This is a genomic window from Microbacterium sp. PI-SA-G, from assembly GCF_057215335.1.
In genome coordinates, this window is the sequence record NZ_CM170103.1 from 2,394,532 (window position 1) to 2,412,252 (window position 17,721).

Sequence of the window (17,721 nt, forward strand, 5' to 3'; positions counted from 1 at the left end):
GATGGTCGGTTCCGCGGGGGCGTTGCGGCGTGTTGTGACACCTCCCGGATGCCGGCGCGGATGCCAGAGCGGATGCCGCGGGCGGAATAGCCCACGGCATCCATGCGTTCGAATACACCATGAAGGCTTTCGGATTCCTCTCGTTCGGGCACTACGGCGATGTGCAGGGCTCAGCGACCCGCACCGCGGGCGACATGCTGAAGCAGACCATCGAGATCGCCGAGGGTGCCGACGAGATCGGCGTGAACGGCGCCTCGGTGCGCGTGCACCACTGGGCGCGGCAGGCCGCATCGCCGATGCCGCTGCTGTCAGCCATGGCGGCGCGCACCCAGCGCATCGAGGTGGGCACGGGCGTGATCGACATGCGGTACGAGAACCCCCTGCAGTTCGCCGAAGAGGCCGCGGCCCTCGACTGGATCGCCGACGGCCGAGTCGCGCTCGGCGTGAGCCGTGGGTCACCCGAGACGGCGCTGCGCGGGTACGAGGCGTTCGGCTTCCGTGATGAGGAGGACCCCGAGCGGGGCAGCGTGCTCGCCCGCGAGAAGTTCGACATCTTCCTGCGCGCGATCGACGGCGAACGTCTCGCGGCGGGCGACCCGCGGATGGTCGGACCGGGGCAGTACCTCGCGATCGAGCCGCAGTCGCCGACCCTGCGCGACCACATCTGGTGGGGTTCCGGTTCGCGTGCGACGGCCGAGGAGACCGGGCGCAAGGGCCTGAACCTGATGAGCTCGACGCTGATCACCGAGGCCACCGGGCAGCCGTTCGACCAGCTGCAGCGCGAGCAGATCGACCTGTTCCGCGCCGCGTACAAGGAGGCCGGTCACACGGGCACACCGCGTGTGTCGGTGAGCCGCAGCGTCTTCCCGCTGATCAGCGACATGGACCGCGCCTACTTCGGTATGCGCAGCGCCGACTCGGGCGATCAGATCGGTGTGATCGACGGCTTCCGCTCCACCTTCGGCAAGACGTACGCAGCTGAGCCGGACGTGCTGATCGAGCAGCTGAAGCAGGACGAGGCCGTCATGTCCGCCGACACGCTGCTCCTCACCATCCCGAACCAGCTCGGCCCCGAGTACAACCTGCACGTGCTGCAGGCCTTCGCCGAGCACGTCGCTCCGGCGCTCGGCTGGAAGCCCAACACCGAAGGCCCCGTGCAGGGCGATCCGGTCTAGCCCTGCCCTTCGGGGGCCGGGCCTGGGCCCCGCTCACCCTACGAACTCGGCGGACCGAACAGCTCCTCGCCGTGCTCGTGCAGCAGCCGGTACGCGTCGGCGAAGGTCTCGGGCTCCTTCTCGCCCGGCCTCCCGTAGCGTGCGATGAGCAGACCCAGCAGTCCTCGGGCGGGCGGCGTGAGCGGTTTCAGATGGTCGGCGACGCCCGGATGCGGCGTCGACTGCTCCGGGTTCGGCGGGGTGTAGGCGGGCGTGGTGATGGGCCAGTCTGCCGGATGCCGCGGCTGATCAAGATTCACGACGCTGAACAGTGTGTTCGCCGTCGCATCGCGCTCGTTCAGCGGCTCGAGCCCGTGCAGACGCGACAGCGTGGCCGTGACGGATCCGTGGTGCATCTCGTCGTGCACGATCGTGCCGCGCTTCGTGTACGCCGAGACGGCGATCGCCGGCACGCGGCATCCGAGCCGATCGAAGGAGAAGCCCATCTCGCCGGCTCCGGCGTCAGAGGTGGGCGGGGTGGCGGCGGGCGGCGGCACGTGGTCGTAGCATCCGCCGTGCTCGTCGAACGTGATCAGCAGCAGGGTGTTTACGGCGTTCGACCCGGTCGCTGAGGCGCTCGTGCGCACAGCCTCGTAGATGTCATGGATGAGCCGATCGCCAGCGCGCACATCTGAGATCGCGCTGTCGAACACCGGTTCACCCCCGACCTCGCTCTCACGCGGCGACCCGAACGGCGGGTGGAAGTCGTTGTGGTCGTAGACCATGCGCGGCTCGATGAAGGCGTAGGCGGGCAGCGTGCCCGCCTTCGCGTCGGCGTAGAAGTCCTCCATGGTGCCGAAGTGCTCGGTGCGCCAGTACTTCTCGAGCACGGGCGCGTGCAGCATGCCGGTGAACGACACGAGCTGCAGCTTGTCGATGTAGATCTTCCAGCTGAGCTTCTCGTCTTCGAGCCGATTGAACACGGTGGGGGCCGCGGGCGCGTCGATCCACTTGTCGTACCCGCCGCCCGCCTGGTTCGTCACGAAGCCGTGCGAGGTCGACGCGTGGAAGAACGACCGGTTGCAGAACGTCTGCGAGGGGACCGCCGCGTACCAGTTGTCGAAGACGGCGAACTCGGCGGCCAGCGTCGACAGCACCGGGAGCATCGCGGGGGAGAAGGAGCCCATGATGTGGCGAGCCTCATCCGCGCTGGGCTCCTTGCCCTTGCGCAGTCGCCGGAAGTTGATGATGTAGTCCTCGAGGAACCCCGACATCGTCGCCTTCGTGCCGGCGGTCGGCGCGTTGAACGGCGCTTCCATCTGATCGACGAAGAGCTCGGCGTTGCTCTTCGGGTCGACGGTGCCGAAGATCTGCGTGTTGACGTGCGGGTACTCCTCTCCCGGGTCTGGGTCGGGGTGGCTCATGATGCGGTCGGTCTCACCGACGTACACGTGCGCGTCGACGACCGTGCCGTCGGGTGCGGTGTTGCTGTGGGTGCCGAACGCGAGACCCTCGAACGTCTCGCCCGCTGGCAGGTCGTCGGGGGAGTAGAGGAAACCGAGCAGGTTGTCGAAGGAGCGGTTCTCGCCCATCACCACGACGATGTGCTCGAAGCCGGGTTCGCTGCGCGGGGTCAGCGCGGCGAAGTGGTCGGGGTCGGCCGCGAAACCGTCTCGGCTGTTCGCCGCCACGGTCGCTGCGATCGCCGCTGTTCCCGCGCCGCCGACCACGGCTCCGGCCAGCGCCGCACCGCCCATCTTGAAGAAGCCGCGACGCGACGTGTCGGGTGACGGGCGTGGGGTGGGTTCGTCGGCGCTCACGAGGCGATCCTACGACCGGGCTGTTCTGACGCGGGCACCGTCACACGCCCCCGGTACGCTGGAACCCATGCTCCACATGGCTGACGGCCTCGCTCGTCTCGCAGCGCTCGCTGAGGATCCGGTCGTCCGCACCCTGTCCACGGTCTTCGCCGACGCCGGCTTCGATCTCGCCGTCGTGGGGGGACCGGTGCGCGACGCGCTGCTGGGTCGCACGACGCACGATCTCGACTTCACGACGAACGCCTCGCCCGATCAGATCCTCGCGATCGTGAAGCCGGTCGCGACCGCGCACTGGGACATCGGCCGCGCGTTCGGCACGATCGGTGCCCGGGTGCAGGGTGAGCAGGTCGAGATCACGACCTACCGCGCCGACAGCTACGACGGCGTGACCCGCAAGCCCACGGTGGAGTTCGGCGACTCGATCGAGGGCGACCTGGTGCGCCGCGACTTCACGGTCAACGCGATGGCGCTGCAGGTGCCGTCGGTGAAGCTGGTCGACCCCACCGGCGGCGTGGAGGACCTCGTCGCCGGCATCCTGCGCACCCCCGCTGATCCGGCCGTCTCGTTCGGCGACGATCCGTTGCGGATGCTGCGCGCGGCACGCTTCAGCGCCCAGCTGGGGTTCCGCGTCGAGGACACGACGTTCGACGCCATCGCCCAGCTGCGCGAGACGCTGTCGATCGTGAGCCCCGAGCGCATCCAGTCCGAACTCGTGCGGCTGATGCAGACCGACGATCCGGTGCGCGGGGTCCGCGTGCTGGTCGAGAGCGGACTGATCGAGGAGTTCCTGCCCGAGGTCAGTGCGCTACGCCTCGAGGTCGACGAGCACCACCACCACAAGGACGTGTACGAGCACTCGCTGACGGTGCTCACCCAGGCGATCTCGCTCGAGCACACGCGGCATCCCGGCGCCGAGCCCGATGTGGCCCTGCGCATCGCGGCCCTGCTGCACGACATCGGCAAGCCGCGCACGCGCAAGCTCGAGGACGGCGGTGCGGTCACGTTCCACCACCACGACATCGTCGGCGCCCGCATGGCGCGCAAGCGGCTGCAGTCGCTGCGCTTCGACACGGCCACGACCGAGGCCGTCGCGACGCTGATCGAGCTGCACCTGCGCTTCTTCGGCTACGCGGAGGGCGCCTGGACCGATGCTGCGGTGCGCCGCTACGTGCGCGACGCGGGCGATCTGCTCGAACGCCTGCACATCCTCACCCGGGCTGACGTGACCACGCGCAACAAGCGCAAGGCCGGGCGCCTGGCCGCCGCGTACGACGACATCGAGTCGCGGATCGCGGCCCTGCGTGAGCAGGAGGAGCTCGACTCGATGCGGCCCGAGATCGACGGCAACCGCATCCAGAAGATCCTCGGCATCGCGCCCGGGCGTGAGGTCGGTGAGGCGTATCGCTTCCTGCTCGACCTCCGTCTCGACGAGGGTGTGCTGGGTGAAGACGTGGCCGAGCAGCGCCTCCGCGCATGGTGGGCGTCGCGCAGCTAGCCTCCGCTCGATCGACACCGATGCCCCGCGTCGTCGCGGCGACACCCGAGATAGGGGGTGACTCGCGACCGGGCTGCCTCATACACTGAGGGCACGCTCCACCGTCGACGAACGGAGACGGCATGACTGCACTGTGGCAGGATTCGCGGGATGCGGCGATCGGCGCCTCGCGGCTGATCATCGAGCGTGCGCATGAGGAGCTCCTCGCGGGGAATCTCGACGATCGCCGGCTGGCGCAGGTGCGTCCGCTCGTGCGGGAGTCGTGGGAGCGATCGTGGCGTCGACGCGTCGCGCCGGAAGAGGCGCCGACGCTCGAGATCCCGAGTGACGAGATCGAGGCGTATCGCCTGGCGCATCCGCTCGCGTCAGCGATGGACATGATCCGCGCCCTGCTGCTGCCCGGCAGCTCGGAGGATTCCGGGGTCATCGTCGCCGTCGGAGATCAGGCCGGACGACTGCTGTGGATCGAGGGCGATCCGCACGTGCGTTCCATCACCGACGACATGGGCTTCGTCATCGGGGCGAACTGGGCGGAGGATGCCGTGGGCACCACCGCACCCGGCACCGCGCTGGCTCTCGCGCAGCCCGTGCAGATCCGCGGCGCGGAGCACTACAACCGGCTCGTGCACCCGTGGTCGTGCACCGCGGCTCCCGTGCGCGACCCCGAGACGCAGCGGGTGCTCGGCGTCATCGACATCACCGGCGGCGCCGAGGTGGTCAGCACCCAGGCGCGACTGCTCGTGGATGCCACGGTGCGCGCCGTCGAGTCCGAGATGCTGGTGGCGCGCCTGCGCTCGCGGAGCACGACGCCCCGCCGGACGCATCAGCCGCCCGCCCGCACGCGGGCAACGAAACGAGCGGTGCTGCACGTGCTCGGCCGGGATCGCGCGCGGCTCGAGACCGAGTCGCCGCACGAGGAGTCGATGACCGAGCTCAGCGCGCGGCATGCGGCGATACTGCTGATGCTCGCCGTACACCGACAAGGTCTCTCGGCGGAGCGTCTGTGCGAACTCGTCTACGGCCCCGGGGTCTCGCCCGACACCCTGCGGCCCGAGATGGTGCGGCTGCGCAAGGTGCTCGAGCGCAGCGCCCCCGATCTCGTGCCGGAGTCACGCCCGTACCGTCTGCCGATGCCGCTCGAGACCGATGCGCACGACGTGCTGTCGCTGCTCGACCGAGGCGCACACCGGGTGGCGCTCACCGCGTATCGCGGGCCTGTCCTCCCGGAATCGACGTCGCCCGGTGTACAGGAGTTCCGCGAGTCGGTGCGCGGCGCGCTGCGCGAGGCGATGCGGTCCGAAGCCAGCCTCGACGTGCTCCTCGAGTACGCCGAGATCCCCGAGGGCCAGGCCGATGCCGAGAGCCTGCGTCTTGCGCTCGAGATGCTGCCGGCGCGCTCGCCGAAGAGGGCCGGTCTCGTCGCTCGCATCGAACGGCTCGAATAGCGCCGCCCCGCCCACGCAGAGGGCCCGGAGCGCGCAATATATTGCAACGTTGCGCACCGGGCTGCAACCCTTCGAGGCCTACCGTCGGAGCACAGCCGCTGCACCGACGCGCGGCCCGTCGAAGGAGTCACGATGACCATCGTCGAAGAAGACGTGTCCACCGCCTACGCCGCTCCGGGTCAGTCCGGCGCCCTGGCGACCTACCGCCCGCGCTACGGCCACTACATCGGCGGAGAGTTCGTCGATCCGGTCAAGGGCCAGTACTTCGAGAACGTCAGCCCCGTCAACGGCAAGCCCTTCACCGAGGTCGGCCGCGGCACGAGCGAAGACATCGACCGCGCGGTCGATGTGGCATGGAAGGCTTTCGCGAGCTGGGGCAAGACCAGCCCCGCAGAGCGCTCCGTCGTGCTCAACAGGATCGCCGACCGCATCGAGCAGCACCTCGAAGAGATTGCGGTCGCCGAGACCTGGGAGAACGGCAAGCCCGTCCGCGAGACGCTCGCCGCCGACATCCCGCTCGCGATCGACCACTTCCGCTACTTCGCCGGCGTGCTGCGCGCTCAGGAGGGCGGCATCAGCCAGCTCGACGAGAACACCGTGGCGTACCACTTCCACGAGCCGCTGGGTGTGGTGGGGCAGATCATCCCGTGGAACTTCCCGATCCTGATGGCGGTGTGGAAGCTCGCTCCGGCGCTCGCCGCGGGCAACTGCGTGGTCATCAAACCGGCGGAGCAGACCCCGGCATCCCTGCTCTTCCTGTTCGAGATCATCGGCGACCTGCTTCCCGCCGGAGTGGTGAACATCGTCAACGGCTTCGGCATCGAGGCGGGCGCTCCGCTGGCGCAGCACAAGCGCATCCGCAAGATCGCGTTCACCGGAGAGACCACCACCGGGCGCCTGATCATGCAGTACGCGTCGCAGAACCTGATCCCGGTGACGCTCGAACTCGGGGGCAAGAGCCCGAACGTGTTCTTCGAGGACGTGGCCCGCGACACCGCCGACCCGTTCTACGACAAGGCGCTCGAGGGTTTCACGATGTTCGCGTTGAACCAGGGCGAGGTCTGCACCTGCCCGTCGCGCGCGCTGATCCAGCGCTCTATCTACGACGGCTTCCTCGCCGACGGACTCGAGCGGGTGAAGAAGGTCGTGCAGGGCAACCCGCTCGACCCGGCCACGATGATCGGTGCGCAGGCGTCGAACGACCAGCTGGAGAAGATCCTCAGCTACATCGACATCGGCACGCAGGGCGGCGCGCGGCTGCTCACCGGCGGGGAGCGGGTCGACCTCGGCGGTGACCTCAGCGAGGGCTACTACGTCGCCCCGACGGTGTTCGAAGGCACCAACGACATGCGCATCTTCCAGGAGGAGATCTTCGGTCCGGTGCTGTCGGTGACCTCGTTCGAGGGGTTCGACGACGCCATCTCGATCGCGAACGACACCCTGTACGGCCTGGGTGCCGGGGTCTGGAGCCGCAGCGGTGACACCGCGTACCGCGCGGGCCGGGCGATCGAGGCCGGCCGCGTGTGGACGAACACGTACCACCAGTACCCGGCGCACGCGGCGTTCGGCGGGTACAAGCAGTCGGGCGTCGGGCGCGAGAACCACAAGATGATGCTCGATCACTACCAGCAGACGAAGAACCTCCTCGTCTCGTACGCAGAAGGCCCGATGGGCTTCTTCTGAGTCGTCACTCCGGGCGGGCGTCTTCCCGCGCCCGCCCGGCTCCCTCGTCAGGAAGGCAGGACCATGGTCAGCATCGGCAGCCATCAGCGGGTAGACGTGACCGATGCCGCGGCATCTCTCGTGCGCGACCTGACCCTGCAGCACGGGCCCCTGATGTTCCATCAGTCCGGTGGATGCTGCGACGGATCATCGCCCATGTGCTACCCCGTGGGCATGTTCATCACCGGTCCGGGCGATGTGCTCCTCGGCGCGCTGGACGTGGGGTTGGAGGCCCCGGTCGAGGTGTTCATGTCGGAGTCGCAGTTCGAGTACTGGAAGTACACCCACCTCACCATCGACGTGGTGCCCGGCCGCGGTGCGGGGTTCAGCGTGGAGGGGCCGACGGGGATGCGGTTCCTGATCCGGTCGCGCATGCTGAATGCGGTCGAACTGGAGTACTTCGGACTCGCGTCGACCCCATCCATCTGAATGAGTGCAACGTGTTGCAACCTTGCGCGGCATACCATTCACTCAACGCTCCGCTGCGTCAGTCCCCAGCTGACCGCGAGCGAGACGGCTCAGCCGTCCTGCAGAGGAAGAATGAGATCATCCTCTGATCCCGAGGGGGGATGGGGTGGATGTCGGTCCCCAAACGACACCCACCCCCACAAACCCTCCCGGGATCCCTGCGCCCCGTCAGTTCAGTCGGCTCCAGAACCACAGCGTGCCGAACACAATCAGGAAGACGATCGGCACCCACGTGCCCGTGCGCTTCAGCCGTCGGCCCTGCTGGGCGACGCCGGGCGGGGGAGTGAGCAGTCCGGCGGGAGGCGCGAACGGCAGCTCCGCCGACGCGCTTCCGCTCGCGATGAAGCCGGCGGTCGGATGATTCGCGTGCAGCCGGTCGTCGCGCCAGCGGGCCCACTGGTCGAACTTGGTCATCAACGCGCCCACCGCGCCGAAGAGCCACGCCCAGGTGGCGGCATCGAGCGTCGAGGCCTTGCGCGGCGTGTACAGGAACATCCAGTCATCGACGATCTCGACGTCGAGCTGCGCGGCGTTGTCGATGAAGCGGGCCATGATGTCGGGCGTGAAGAGATACAGCGCGTCCTGCTCGTAACCGGCGGGGCAGTACAGCGTGAAGTGCTGATCGAAGTCGCCCTCGAGCGAGAGCCGCTGCTCCTTCTGGAACGACGCCGGCAGGTTGGAGCCGAATCCGTTGTTGCCCACGGCGTCGAGCACGATGTTCGGCAGGGGCACATCCAGCTTCACGGCGACGTATCCCCAGCGGTGAGTGACGGAGTTCTTGCCCGAGCGGACCGTGTACTGGTAGTTGCCGAACTCGACGAAGCGCGGGGTCGTGCCCCGCAGCACGTCGGTCGATGCGCGTGAGTGACCGAGGCTGAAGATCATGCCCGGCAGCGCGGGAGCGGCGATCCTCGGCTCGTACGTCAGTCCGTTGGCCTGCGCGAACCGGTGCAGGCGATAGCGGGTCTCGCGGCCACGCCGCCAGGCGAGCAGCGCGATGACGGCCGCGGCGGTCAGGCCCAGCCCGATCAGAGCGACCGGAACGAGCGAGCCGCCCGGACTCTGGCCGATCGACGCGAACCCGACCACCACCATCACGAAGACCGGCACCACGATCACGACGGCGGCGACGGAGATGATGATCCCGACGATGAGACCGGCGGTCGGCGCAGAGCTGCGGCGGGCACGCGTCTCGGCCGCGAACGCGCGCACGGCGGCGGGGTCGGTGGGGTTCGTCAGCGCCCCGGCATCGAAGGCGATCGGATGCTGCGGCACGCTCATGCGCCGTTCACCAGGTCGCCCTGCCATCCGAGGTCCGCGCCCTCGGGGATCGGCAGCGCCTCGATTCGGTCGTCGGCGCAGATCGCCCGGATGAGTTCGGCGGAGCCCGCGACGACCGTCGAGTCGAAGTCGATCTCGCTCACCATCACCCACGCCCGGTCCTCGGGCCAGAGGATGTTCGGGGCCTGCGCCGAGGGCGCGAAGCCGTGTTGCTCTCCCGGAATATCGCGCCAGGGAGCGTCGAGGACCCACGCAGGATCGATGAATGCCCGCGGCGACCCGGAGAACAGCACGTACGCGCGGTTCGGAAGCGAGAGCCGCGGGCCCTGGGAGATCTCCTTCGACAGGATGCCCTCCTGCCACGTCGGCTTGCGGAAGACGTTGTTGAACGGATCGTGCGTGCTGCGGTTCAGCATGGCCTGATGGTTCGGGTCGTCGCTGACCTCCACGAACGCACGAGACGGTGCGTGACCGAGGTGTCCGAGCAGCCCGCCGAAACCCTCCCAGAGCGCGACGACACCGGCGTCGGGAGTCTCGGTGTGGGCGGCCAGATGATCGGCCACCGCAGCGAGCTGCTCCGGCGCGAGCTCGCCCTCAAGGGGAGCCGGGAACTCGCGTCCGTCCGGCGCGCTCCGCACGCGCCAGTCCGTCTCGGGCGGCGTGCGCACGATCCGGTTCCATTGGGCGAGGGGATGCATCGTGGTGCCGAAGGCCGCGGCGGTCTCCGCCCAGGTGGCGGGCGCGTCGACGAGGCGGTCGAACAGGGCGGACCGCTCCTGCTCCGGCATCCGCTCCCACTCGGCCGACGTCGGAACGGGGCGATCGGGGAGGGAGCGCACCGACGCCGTGTGGAACACGCGGGCATAGGCGGCATAGCCGCGCGGCACCACGCACTGCATCGACGAGAAGTCGTCGTCGAGACGTTCGCGCAGCCAGTCGCCGACGCTCGGGTTCTCGATCCACTCCATGACCCCACGGTACCGGGCAGGCATGTCCTATGATCCGAGCGACGGGATCGACGCGTGTCCGAGGAGGCAGCATGGCGGAGAACGAGAAGAACCGCGCCATCCGACTCGCACCGGACTATCCGCTCATGACGGAACGCCTGCTCCTGCGGCCCATCACCATCGACGATGCTGCGGCGATGCACGCGTACAAGTCCGATCCCGACGCCGTGCGCTACGTGCCCTACGGACCCCTCGACCGTGCGGAGGTCGAGCGCCGCATCGCGACCACCTGGTCGACCACGCGCTTCACGCAGCAGGGCGACGCGGTGTGCCTGGCCGTCGAGGAACGAGCGACCGGGCGGCTGCTCGGCGATGTGGTGCTGTTCTGGCGCAGCGAGCTCGACCGCTCGGGCGAAGTGGGCTACATCTTCGACCCCGCGGCGGCGGGGCAGGGGTTCGCCACGGAGGCCGTCGGGGCGCTGCTCGCGCTCGGCTTCGACGGGCTCGGCCTGCACCGGATCGCCACGCGCATCGATGAGCGCAACACCGCGTCGGTGCGGGTCGTCGAGCGCCTGGGCTTCCGACACGAAGCGCGTCTGGTCGAGAGCGAGTGGTTCAAGGACGGGTGGGTGACGATGCTGATCCACGCCCTCCTCGCGGCCGAGTGGCGTGACCGCGACGCCGCCGAGGGCTGACGGCATCCCCCATAATCGAGGGGTGACTGTCACTGCAACGCTCCCTTCCCTCGACGGCCGCCGCTTCGCGATGGTCTCCTCGACCACCTCGGCGGTCGACCCTGACGCCCCCAGCGTCTTCCAGTACTGGGAGCGGGACGGCGCGATCTGGGGCGACTACGTCGGCGACACCGTCACTTTCGGCCGCTTCGTCGGCACCCGCACGGGCGACACGATCTGGGTGTCGTTCGTGCATGTGCTCGTCGCCGACGGCACCGTGGTCACGGGCGACGGCGAGAGCGAGATCGAGCTCACCGATGACGGGCGCATGCGCCTGGTCGAGCACTACGAGATGCACGGGCTGCCGCAGCTCAGCGTGTGCGAGGAGATCCCCGCGGTCTGACGCGTTCGCTTCGCACCGCTATCCGAACGAGCTCTTGCGGTCTGGGCGGTCCTCAGCCCCAGCCTTCGGTGATGATGCCCGATCGTGACGTCAAGATGGTGGATGTGCCGGCTTTGTCGGTCATGACGGTGCGCACAGTGTGAGGACATGCTCCCTCGAGTCCGCTGATGATCATCTCGTACCTTGTGTACGAGTCGCCGATCGTGGACGGTTTTCCCGAGCCGTTCAGCGGGTAGTACGTGGCGGTCGTGGCTTTTCCGAATCCGTCGCCGTCCCCGACGTGCTGGCCCTTGTCGCGGATATTCAGTATCGTCATCGGCACTGAATAAAGGGGGAAGTCCGGCTGCAATTCCACCGACCATTCTTTGCCGTCGGTGACGGTTGCGATCACCTCGGCGGGGACCGTGACCGTCACAGCGAAGTCTCTTGTGTCAGGCCGATACTTGACGGTGGGCGGCGCGGTCGATGCGGATTTCTCCTCCGCGTCCGGCGACGTGGAGGGTATCTCGGCAGCGGGAGTGTCGCTGGGAACCGCAGTCACGACGATCGTCTGCGATGAGCAGTCGTCGCTGCCCTCGTAGCACACGGTGAGTTCGTGCGACGCTCCGGCGTCCAGCGTCGTCGGGCGAGGGGTGATCTCCACTCGTCCATGGAACGCGCCCAACTGGGTGGTGATGACGCGAGGCCCTCGCTTCATCACTTGGCCGGCGGCGTCGAGGAACAAGAACGTCATCGGCTTCCCGTCGAAGGCGAACGACAACCCTGCCCCGGCACTCCAGCCCGTACCGCTGATATCGATCGGGCCGACCGCATCGGCGCGCAGCGTTGACGCCACGGTCACCTTCGGTTCCGTGTGCGCGGTGGGGTAGTTCACCGTCGACAAAAGTGTCGTGGTCGTCGTCCCCTCCTGGTACGCATGAAGCTCCAACGTGACATCCACGCCAGCGGGGACGGGATGCAAGTCCGGCACACACGCCCAATATCCGTATGCAGAGACCGTTGAGAAGCACAGGTCGAGGAACGCCGGCTGGCCCTTGATCCCCACTCCGACGATCGTTCCCGGGATGCCTGTTCCGCGGATCTCGGCAGCTCGATCCACCCGCACCGGGGCGCTGCCACCGGGCAGAGGAATGGCACCGGGCAGAGGAATGCCACCGGGCAGGCCGCCGCCACCGGGCAGGCCGCCGCCACCGAGCAGGCTGCCGCCGCCGAGCAGATCGCCGTCCCCGAGGTGACGAGATTCCCAGGTACCGGGCCCTCCGATTTCGGAAACCTCGTCGGGCGGCGTCTGTGGAATGGTCGTCACCGGCGACAGGAATGACCACGGCAGCACTCTCCCGGTCGGCGGCACACTGGCGGGAACACTCGCGACGGCGAACGACCCCAACTTCTCGAACGTCTGCAAAATCGTTCCTGTCAACGCCAGCGGGTGCGGATTGGTCTTTCCCGTCACCTGATTCACGCGTCCGGCAAGCTCGGATTCGAACAGCTCAGCGTCGATCCGGTTGAATCTGGTGCCCGCGCGAGCGGCGCGCTCGCGCGCCTTCCTCTCCGCAATGATCGGCAGCACGTGGTTGACCAGATACGACCGCGCGAACGCTTCATAGCGTGCGTTGCTTGCCGCGATCACCTTCTCGACCGCGGCCTTCGCGCCGGCCATGAAACCCGTCCGCAGCGCGGCCAGGTTCTCCTGAGCGGCCGTCACGACCGATGCCTTGTTCTTGGCTGACGATTCGGCCGAATCCCCCAGCCGAGCAGTGGACTCGTCGATCGCGGACTGCGCCACCAGCGCATTCCAGATCACCCGCTTCTGCGCTCGACCGTATGCGCCCTGCAGCGTCTTCATGATCTGAGGGATCGCCTTGTCGACCAGCTGATTGGTCGCCGCAGAGGTGAACGCCCCTGCGATGTCGGTGGCCCAGCTCCCCGCCAGAAGCGCGCGCTCGGAAAACTTGTCGGGCGCGACGATCGCCGAGACGGCACCTGTCAGATCCGCCACTGCACCCAGGATCATCGCCGGAATCCCCAACTCCGGCGAAGCGATCGACCCGATGCCCAGCACGTCGGCAATCAGATGCATCGTCGAGACTGCGATATCCGTCCTGCTCCCCGCCTGCGCAGAGGACACGAAGCCCATCACGTCCGCCGCCCCCGGAACCGCCTCGAGCAACTCCAAGGGACCGTTGAGATCTTTCGAGCCGGCCTGGAACGCCAAGGCGACCCAGCCGAGCAGCTGCAGCTCGTCCTCATTGTCGAGAGAAGCATCGACGACCTTGCTCAGATGAGTCTCGATACCCGCGTCGAATTCAGGGAGACCTCGAAGGCCCGGGATTTCACCCATCTCACCGGCTGCCCCAGCACCTTCACGGACAAGACTCTCGATGCGCGGAACCACCTGCCCAGCCACCGTCGATCGGGCGAACTCCGTCATCTGCTCCGTGTCCAGAGCCGACAGGAACCCATCGAATGCGCCGAGCGCACCCGCCGACTGCGTCTTGGCCTTCGCTCGGAAAGCGTCCGCTTCGGCCTGGGAAGCGGGAACCGAATGGCCCGGAGTGCACGTGGACAGGCAGAGTCCGGTGGATGGGGTTCTCGGGGCCTTCGGGTCGATGATCAGGTGTCTCGACTCGAACGGTGACCTGAAGTCATCCGGCGTCAACTCATCGAACGTCACCGCCGGTGCCAGATCGAAATGGGTCACGATCTCGACCTGACCGCCAGGTGGCCGGTATCCGTTCGAAAGGTAAGACGGTCGCAAGGCTTCCCCGAGCTCCTTCTGAATGGCATTCTCTGTGACCGAGCTCCAGGCCAGTGATGTGCGAGCCGTCACGGTCTCGGCGCGAACCGACGACGCATTCTCGTAGGCCCAGCGTGCAGACGCGATCTCGAACGGGTTCATATTTAGCGTCGGATACTGCTCGGACGTGAAGACACCCTGCGCGAGCAGAGTGGCCTGCGCGTTCGCAAGATCCCTCGGCGACCCCACCGTCAAGAGCTCCTCCGTCATGATGTCCATGTGGTAGTCGGCGGGTTGTGTGCTCGGCAGCTGTCCTGGTCTGTACGCCTGCGGCCATACCTCGTGGAAGCTGGGCGCCAGGTGATCCGAGCCGCCGAGCGCGCCCATGAGCGCGTGCGCCGAATGCAGCAGCTCATGCCCGAAAGCCGTCGCATCGCTGAGCATCTGCATGTTGCCCGCATCGTCGTAGTAGCCGTTGACGTCGTCGGTGAAGGTGATGTACGACGACGATCCCCGTGCGGGGTCCAGGCTGGCGTCATCTGACAGCGGCGCACTGGATTTTCCCGGTGCTGTCGGGAAGATCACAACCTTCACATCAGAGGGTTTCGGGGCTGCCGATTTGTCCGTCCATATCGTGCCCTTCTCGGTGCCGACCTGAAGGTCCGGGATGGCGGAGAGCAGCGTCCGTCCCGCTTCGCTGTGATTGAGCCGAGCGACGATCGTGGCGAAGCGGTTCAGCGAACGCTGCATCGAATCGCGGTCTTCCCGAGCGGGCCAGGCGCCCGGGAGCATCCAGTGACCGGGAACCTGCGGGAATCGATCCGCCACGGCGATCCCCGGTGACACGACCCACGCATCCAGCGTCCCGGCCAGCATGCCGGGACCGTTGTCGATGCCCAGAGACACGTGCTGCGGACTGGAATCCGACGCGATCGGTGCGCCCGGCACCGCACTCACCGGGGCGGCATCAGCTCGATCCCCCGGAATGATGGTTCCGGCGACGACGGCCATGATCGCCACGATCGCGTACGCCCACCGTGTCGACCGGCGCGGACGCGCCCCCGCACCCTGTCGATCTGCCAGCCCGTTGATAGTCATGGCACCAAGCTAGAGTCGCCACCGCAGCGCGTTGATATATAGCGCGCCCCGCGCACGCTACATATCGGAGCCCGACTCCACGCCGCGGATGGACGAGAGGTAGACCCACGGTCAGGCGCGTCTCACGCTCTCCTGAGCGCTCAGCGCGGGGGCAGGGTGTCGCGCCCCGGTGAGGCCGGCGTCCAGCGGGTCATGCCCAGCGGTGCGATCTCGCTGCGGCGTTCGGGAAGGTCGCCGGGGAGCAGGTAGGGCCGGCGGATGACCTCGTCGAGCACGACGACGCTGACCACCGTGCGCACCTCGGGCAGCTGCGCGATGACCCCGGTCGAGAACTCGTGCACGCCACTCACGTCGACGGCGCGAATCAGCAGCATCGCGTCGTGCTCTCCGGTCGTGATGGCGCACCACTCGACGTCAGGCATCTCGAGCACGCGTTCGCGAAACGACGCCCAGGCCTGGGGCATGACGGTGACGAACACCAGGGCGCCGATGGAGAGTCCGGCCTTGGCCTGGTCCACGCGGGCGCTGAACCCCGTGATGACCCCGTCGTGCACGAGCGACTCGACGCGCGTGTAGGCGTTGGCACGCGAAATCCCGACACGATCGGCCAGAGCGGCGATCGAGATACGACCGTTATCGCGCAGGACTTCGAGAATTCTGTACGCGATCTCGTCCAAGGGGGCAGCAGTTCGTCCAGTATGCTGCGACGGTTCCGCATCCTTGCTGGACATATTGCTCCTCTGGTCAAAGCGATCTGGACAGACCTTGTCGGTGATGTGCATCCTTGCTGGACACATCGTCGCATATGATGCGAATCTGTTCACCGGTCGTCCACTTTCGAGCCGACCACACCCGAATGTACTCCTCGCCTCTGGAGGCCCCATGTCGTCACGTCGCAGCACGTCAGTCATCGCGTTCGGAGCGGTCGCGCTCTTCGCGCTCGCCGGTTGCTCCGGGGGCAACTCCGCGAACAACGGCGGAGAGTCGTCGGGTTCGGAGTCGCTCGTCATCGACACCGCCTTCTCGATCGAGACGGCCGACCCCGGCCACACGTACGACCCGACCGGCAACATGATCGCCAAGGCGCTCTACGAGACGCTCGTCGACTTCGAGGGCTCCGACGTCTCGACCCCCGTCCCGGGCCTGGCCTCGTGGGAGCAGAACGAGGGCGCGACCGAGTTCACCTTCACGCTCGAAGGCGACCGCACCTTTTCCGACGGCACGCCGATCGAGGCGAAGGACGTCGTCTTCACGCTGCAGCGCATCCAGGGCATGACCGATGCGAAGCCCAACTTCCTTCTCGGCGGCCTCACGATCACCGAGGTCGACGAGAAGACCATCACCATCACGTCCGAGACCCCGATCCTGCAGCTGCCCGCGATCCTCGCGAACCCGGCACTGGGCATCGTCAACTCTGACGTCGTGATCGAGAACGGCGGCTCGATCGACGGCGCCGACTCGGCGCAGGCCTTCCTCGACGGCGAATCCGCCGGCTCCGGTCCGTTCGTGCTCGACACGCTCGACCTCAGCTCGCAGGTCGTGCTGACCAAGAACGACGAGTACAACGGCGACGAGGAGTCGGCGTACTCCCGCGTCGTCGTGCGCAACGTCTCGGAGAGCGCCACGCAGCTCGCCAACCTCAAGGGCAGCGACTCGATGGTCGCGATGGACCTCAACGGCGACCAGGTCTCGGGCCTCGGCGACGGCCTGACGGTCGAGTCGGTCCCCTCGGGTCAGACGATCTTCCTGCTGCTCAACCAGTCCGATGCAGTCGCGGGTGAGCTCGCGAACACCAAGATCGCCGAGGCGATCCGCTACGCCCTCGACTACGACGCACTGCTCGAGCTCGCGGGCGCGGGCGCCGAGCAGGCGACCGGCGTCATCCCTCCCGGATTCGAGGGTGCGCTCGACAGCGGCATCGAGCAGGACCTCGACAAGTCGAAGGCGGCGCTCGCCGAGGCCGGCTACACCGGTCAGACGCTGAAGCTGCAGTTCCCGAACGACTACCCGGTCGGCGGCGTGGAGTTCACCCCGCTCGCCGAGCGCGTGCAGGCCCAGCTCGAAGACGCCGGCATCGCGGTCGAACTCGCCCCGGCGCCGTTCGCGACCGAGCTCGACGCCTACGTCAACGGCACCGAGGGCTTCGGCCTGTGGTTCTGGGGTCCGGACTACGCGGACTCCGCCAACTTCCTCCCCTTCGGACCCGGTCTCAAGGTCGGACTCCGCTCGGGCTGGGAGGCCACCGCTGACCCGGCCATCGCCGCCATCGCCGCGGATGCCGCGAGCAGCACCGATGCCGATGCCCGCACCGCGGCATTCACCGCGTTCGCCGAGGCCCTGCAGGCCGAGGGTCCGTTCGTGCCGCTGATCGTGCCGGGACGCAACATCGCGACGTCCGACACCGTCTCGGGCGCCGTGTACAACTCGGTGTGGGAGATGGACATCGCCGAGATCACCCCGGCCGGCTGAGCGGTACC

13 protein-coding genes are annotated in these 17,721 nt (G+C 67.8%); 8 read left to right on the forward strand and 5 right to left on the reverse strand.

The genetic code is table 11. The annotated features are described in order from the left end of the window. Window positions 1–119 precede the first annotated feature (119 nt). Complete coding sequence (locus tag AC2D10_RS11710; protein ID WP_484707881.1) at window positions 120–1,175, forward strand: LLM class flavin-dependent oxidoreductase; 1,056 nt, start codon at window positions 120–122, stop codon at window positions 1,173–1,175. A gap of 38 nt (window positions 1,176–1,213) precedes the next feature. Here the strand turns inward: AC2D10_RS11710 and AC2D10_RS11715 are convergent, their stop codons facing one another. Further along, complete coding sequence (locus tag AC2D10_RS11715; RefSeq protein WP_484707883.1) at window positions 1,214–2,974, reverse strand: alkaline phosphatase family protein; 1,761 nt, start codon at window positions 2,972–2,974, stop codon at window positions 1,214–1,216. A 67-nt stretch (window positions 2,975–3,041) separates the two neighbouring features. On the opposite strand from AC2D10_RS11715, the gene AC2D10_RS11720 reads away from it, so the two are divergent. The 4 genes from AC2D10_RS11720 (at window position 3,042) to AC2D10_RS11735 (ending at window position 8,065) form a co-directional block, all read left to right on the forward strand. Beyond that, window positions 3,042–4,469 carry a CCA tRNA nucleotidyltransferase gene (locus AC2D10_RS11720; RefSeq protein ID WP_484707885.1) on the forward strand — a complete coding sequence of 476 codons (1,428 nt, stop codon included), beginning with the start codon at window positions 3,042–3,044 and terminating at the stop codon, window positions 4,467–4,469. Between the two features lie 122 nt (window positions 4,470–4,591). Continuing rightward, window positions 4,592–5,914 (forward strand): GAF domain-containing protein, encoded by a 1,323-nt coding sequence (locus tag AC2D10_RS11725; protein ID WP_484707886.1) that lies wholly within the window; start codon window positions 4,592–4,594, stop codon window positions 5,912–5,914. A 132-nt stretch (window positions 5,915–6,046) separates the two neighbouring features. Next, entirely contained in the window at window positions 6,047–7,597 is a 1,551-nt protein-coding gene (exaC, locus tag AC2D10_RS11730) for an acetaldehyde dehydrogenase ExaC (protein WP_484707887.1), read from the forward strand. A 63-nt stretch (window positions 7,598–7,660) separates the two neighbouring features. Continuing rightward, window positions 7,661–8,065, forward strand: a complete 405-nt coding sequence (locus AC2D10_RS11735; RefSeq protein ID WP_484707889.1) for a DUF779 domain-containing protein — start codon at window positions 7,661–7,663, stop codon at window positions 8,063–8,065. Window positions 8,066–8,272: 207 nt separating this feature from the next. Here AC2D10_RS11735 and AC2D10_RS11740 read toward each other — a convergent pair whose 3' ends face one another. Together AC2D10_RS11740 and AC2D10_RS11745 are read right to left on the reverse strand one after the other, a co-directional pair. Next, on the reverse strand, window positions 8,273–9,385 hold the full coding sequence (locus AC2D10_RS11740; RefSeq protein WP_484707890.1) for a hypothetical protein: 1,113 nt from the start codon (window positions 9,383–9,385) through the stop codon (window positions 8,273–8,275). After that, window positions 9,382–10,353, reverse strand: a complete 972-nt coding sequence (locus AC2D10_RS11745; RefSeq protein ID WP_484707892.1) for a hypothetical protein — start codon at window positions 10,351–10,353, stop codon at window positions 9,382–9,384. The genes AC2D10_RS11740 and AC2D10_RS11745 overlap by 4 nt, the downstream gene beginning before the upstream one ends. Before the next feature lie 71 nt (window positions 10,354–10,424). Here AC2D10_RS11745 and AC2D10_RS11750 point away from each other — a divergent pair, with 71 nt between their 5' ends. Both AC2D10_RS11750 and AC2D10_RS11755 read left to right on the forward strand, forming a co-directional pair. Next, entirely contained in the window at window positions 10,425–11,027 is a 603-nt protein-coding gene (locus AC2D10_RS11750; RefSeq protein WP_484707893.1) for a GNAT family N-acetyltransferase, read from the forward strand. Between the two features lie 22 nt (window positions 11,028–11,049). Then, complete coding sequence (locus tag AC2D10_RS11755; RefSeq protein ID WP_484707894.1) at window positions 11,050–11,409, forward strand: avidin-fold protein; 360 nt, start codon at window positions 11,050–11,052, stop codon at window positions 11,407–11,409. A 52-nt stretch (window positions 11,410–11,461) separates the two neighbouring features. Here AC2D10_RS11755 and AC2D10_RS11760 read toward each other — a convergent pair whose 3' ends face one another. Both AC2D10_RS11760 and AC2D10_RS11765 read right to left on the reverse strand, forming a co-directional pair. Further along, a complete protein-coding gene (locus tag AC2D10_RS11760) occupies window positions 11,462–15,244 on the reverse strand; it encodes a hypothetical protein (RefSeq protein WP_484707896.1) in 3,783 nt (1,260 codons plus the stop codon). Window positions 15,245–15,384: 140 nt separating this feature from the next. Next, window positions 15,385–16,026, reverse strand: coding sequence for an Lrp/AsnC family transcriptional regulator (locus AC2D10_RS11765; RefSeq protein WP_484707898.1), 642 nt, complete (start codon window positions 16,024–16,026; stop codon window positions 15,385–15,387). Between the two features lie 100 nt (window positions 16,027–16,126). On the opposite strand from AC2D10_RS11765, the gene AC2D10_RS11770 reads away from it, so the two are divergent. Then, window positions 16,127–17,713, forward strand: a complete 1,587-nt coding sequence (locus tag AC2D10_RS11770) for an ABC transporter substrate-binding protein (RefSeq protein WP_484707900.1) — start codon at window positions 16,127–16,129, stop codon at window positions 17,711–17,713. Window positions 17,714–17,721 lie beyond the last annotated feature (8 nt).

What these genes read in the sequence shown, in the direction of transcription:
- AC2D10_RS11710 (WP_484707881.1), top strand. Translation starts at nt 120, where the DNA reads ATGAAGGCTTTCGGATTCCTCTCGTTCGGGCACTACGGCGATGTGCAG.
- AC2D10_RS11720 (WP_484707885.1), top strand. Translation starts at nt 3,042, where the DNA reads ATGCTCCACATGGCTGACGGCCTCGCTCGTCTCGCAGCGCTCGCTGAG.
- AC2D10_RS11725 (WP_484707886.1), top strand. Translation starts at nt 4,592, where the DNA reads ATGACTGCACTGTGGCAGGATTCGCGGGATGCGGCGATCGGCGCCTCG.
- exaC (WP_484707887.1), top strand. Translation starts at nt 6,047, where the DNA reads ATGACCATCGTCGAAGAAGACGTGTCCACCGCCTACGCCGCTCCGGGT.
- AC2D10_RS11735 (WP_484707889.1), top strand. Translation starts at nt 7,661, where the DNA reads ATGGTCAGCATCGGCAGCCATCAGCGGGTAGACGTGACCGATGCCGCG.
- AC2D10_RS11740 (WP_484707890.1), bottom strand. Translation starts at nt 9,385, where the DNA reads ATGAGCGTGCCGCAGCATCCGATCGCCTTCGATGCCGGGGCGCTGACG.
- AC2D10_RS11745 (WP_484707892.1), bottom strand. Translation starts at nt 10,353, where the DNA reads ATGGAGTGGATCGAGAACCCGAGCGTCGGCGACTGGCTGCGCGAACGT.
- AC2D10_RS11750 (WP_484707893.1), top strand. Translation starts at nt 10,425, where the DNA reads ATGGCGGAGAACGAGAAGAACCGCGCCATCCGACTCGCACCGGACTAT.
- AC2D10_RS11760 (WP_484707896.1), bottom strand. Translation starts at nt 15,244, where the DNA reads ATGACTATCAACGGGCTGGCAGATCGACAGGGTGCGGGGGCGCGTCCG.
- AC2D10_RS11765 (WP_484707898.1), bottom strand. Translation starts at nt 16,026, where the DNA reads ATGCACATCACCGACAAGGTCTGTCCAGATCGCTTTGACCAGAGGAGC.
- AC2D10_RS11770 (WP_484707900.1), top strand. Translation starts at nt 16,127, where the DNA reads ATGTCGTCACGTCGCAGCACGTCAGTCATCGCGTTCGGAGCGGTCGCG.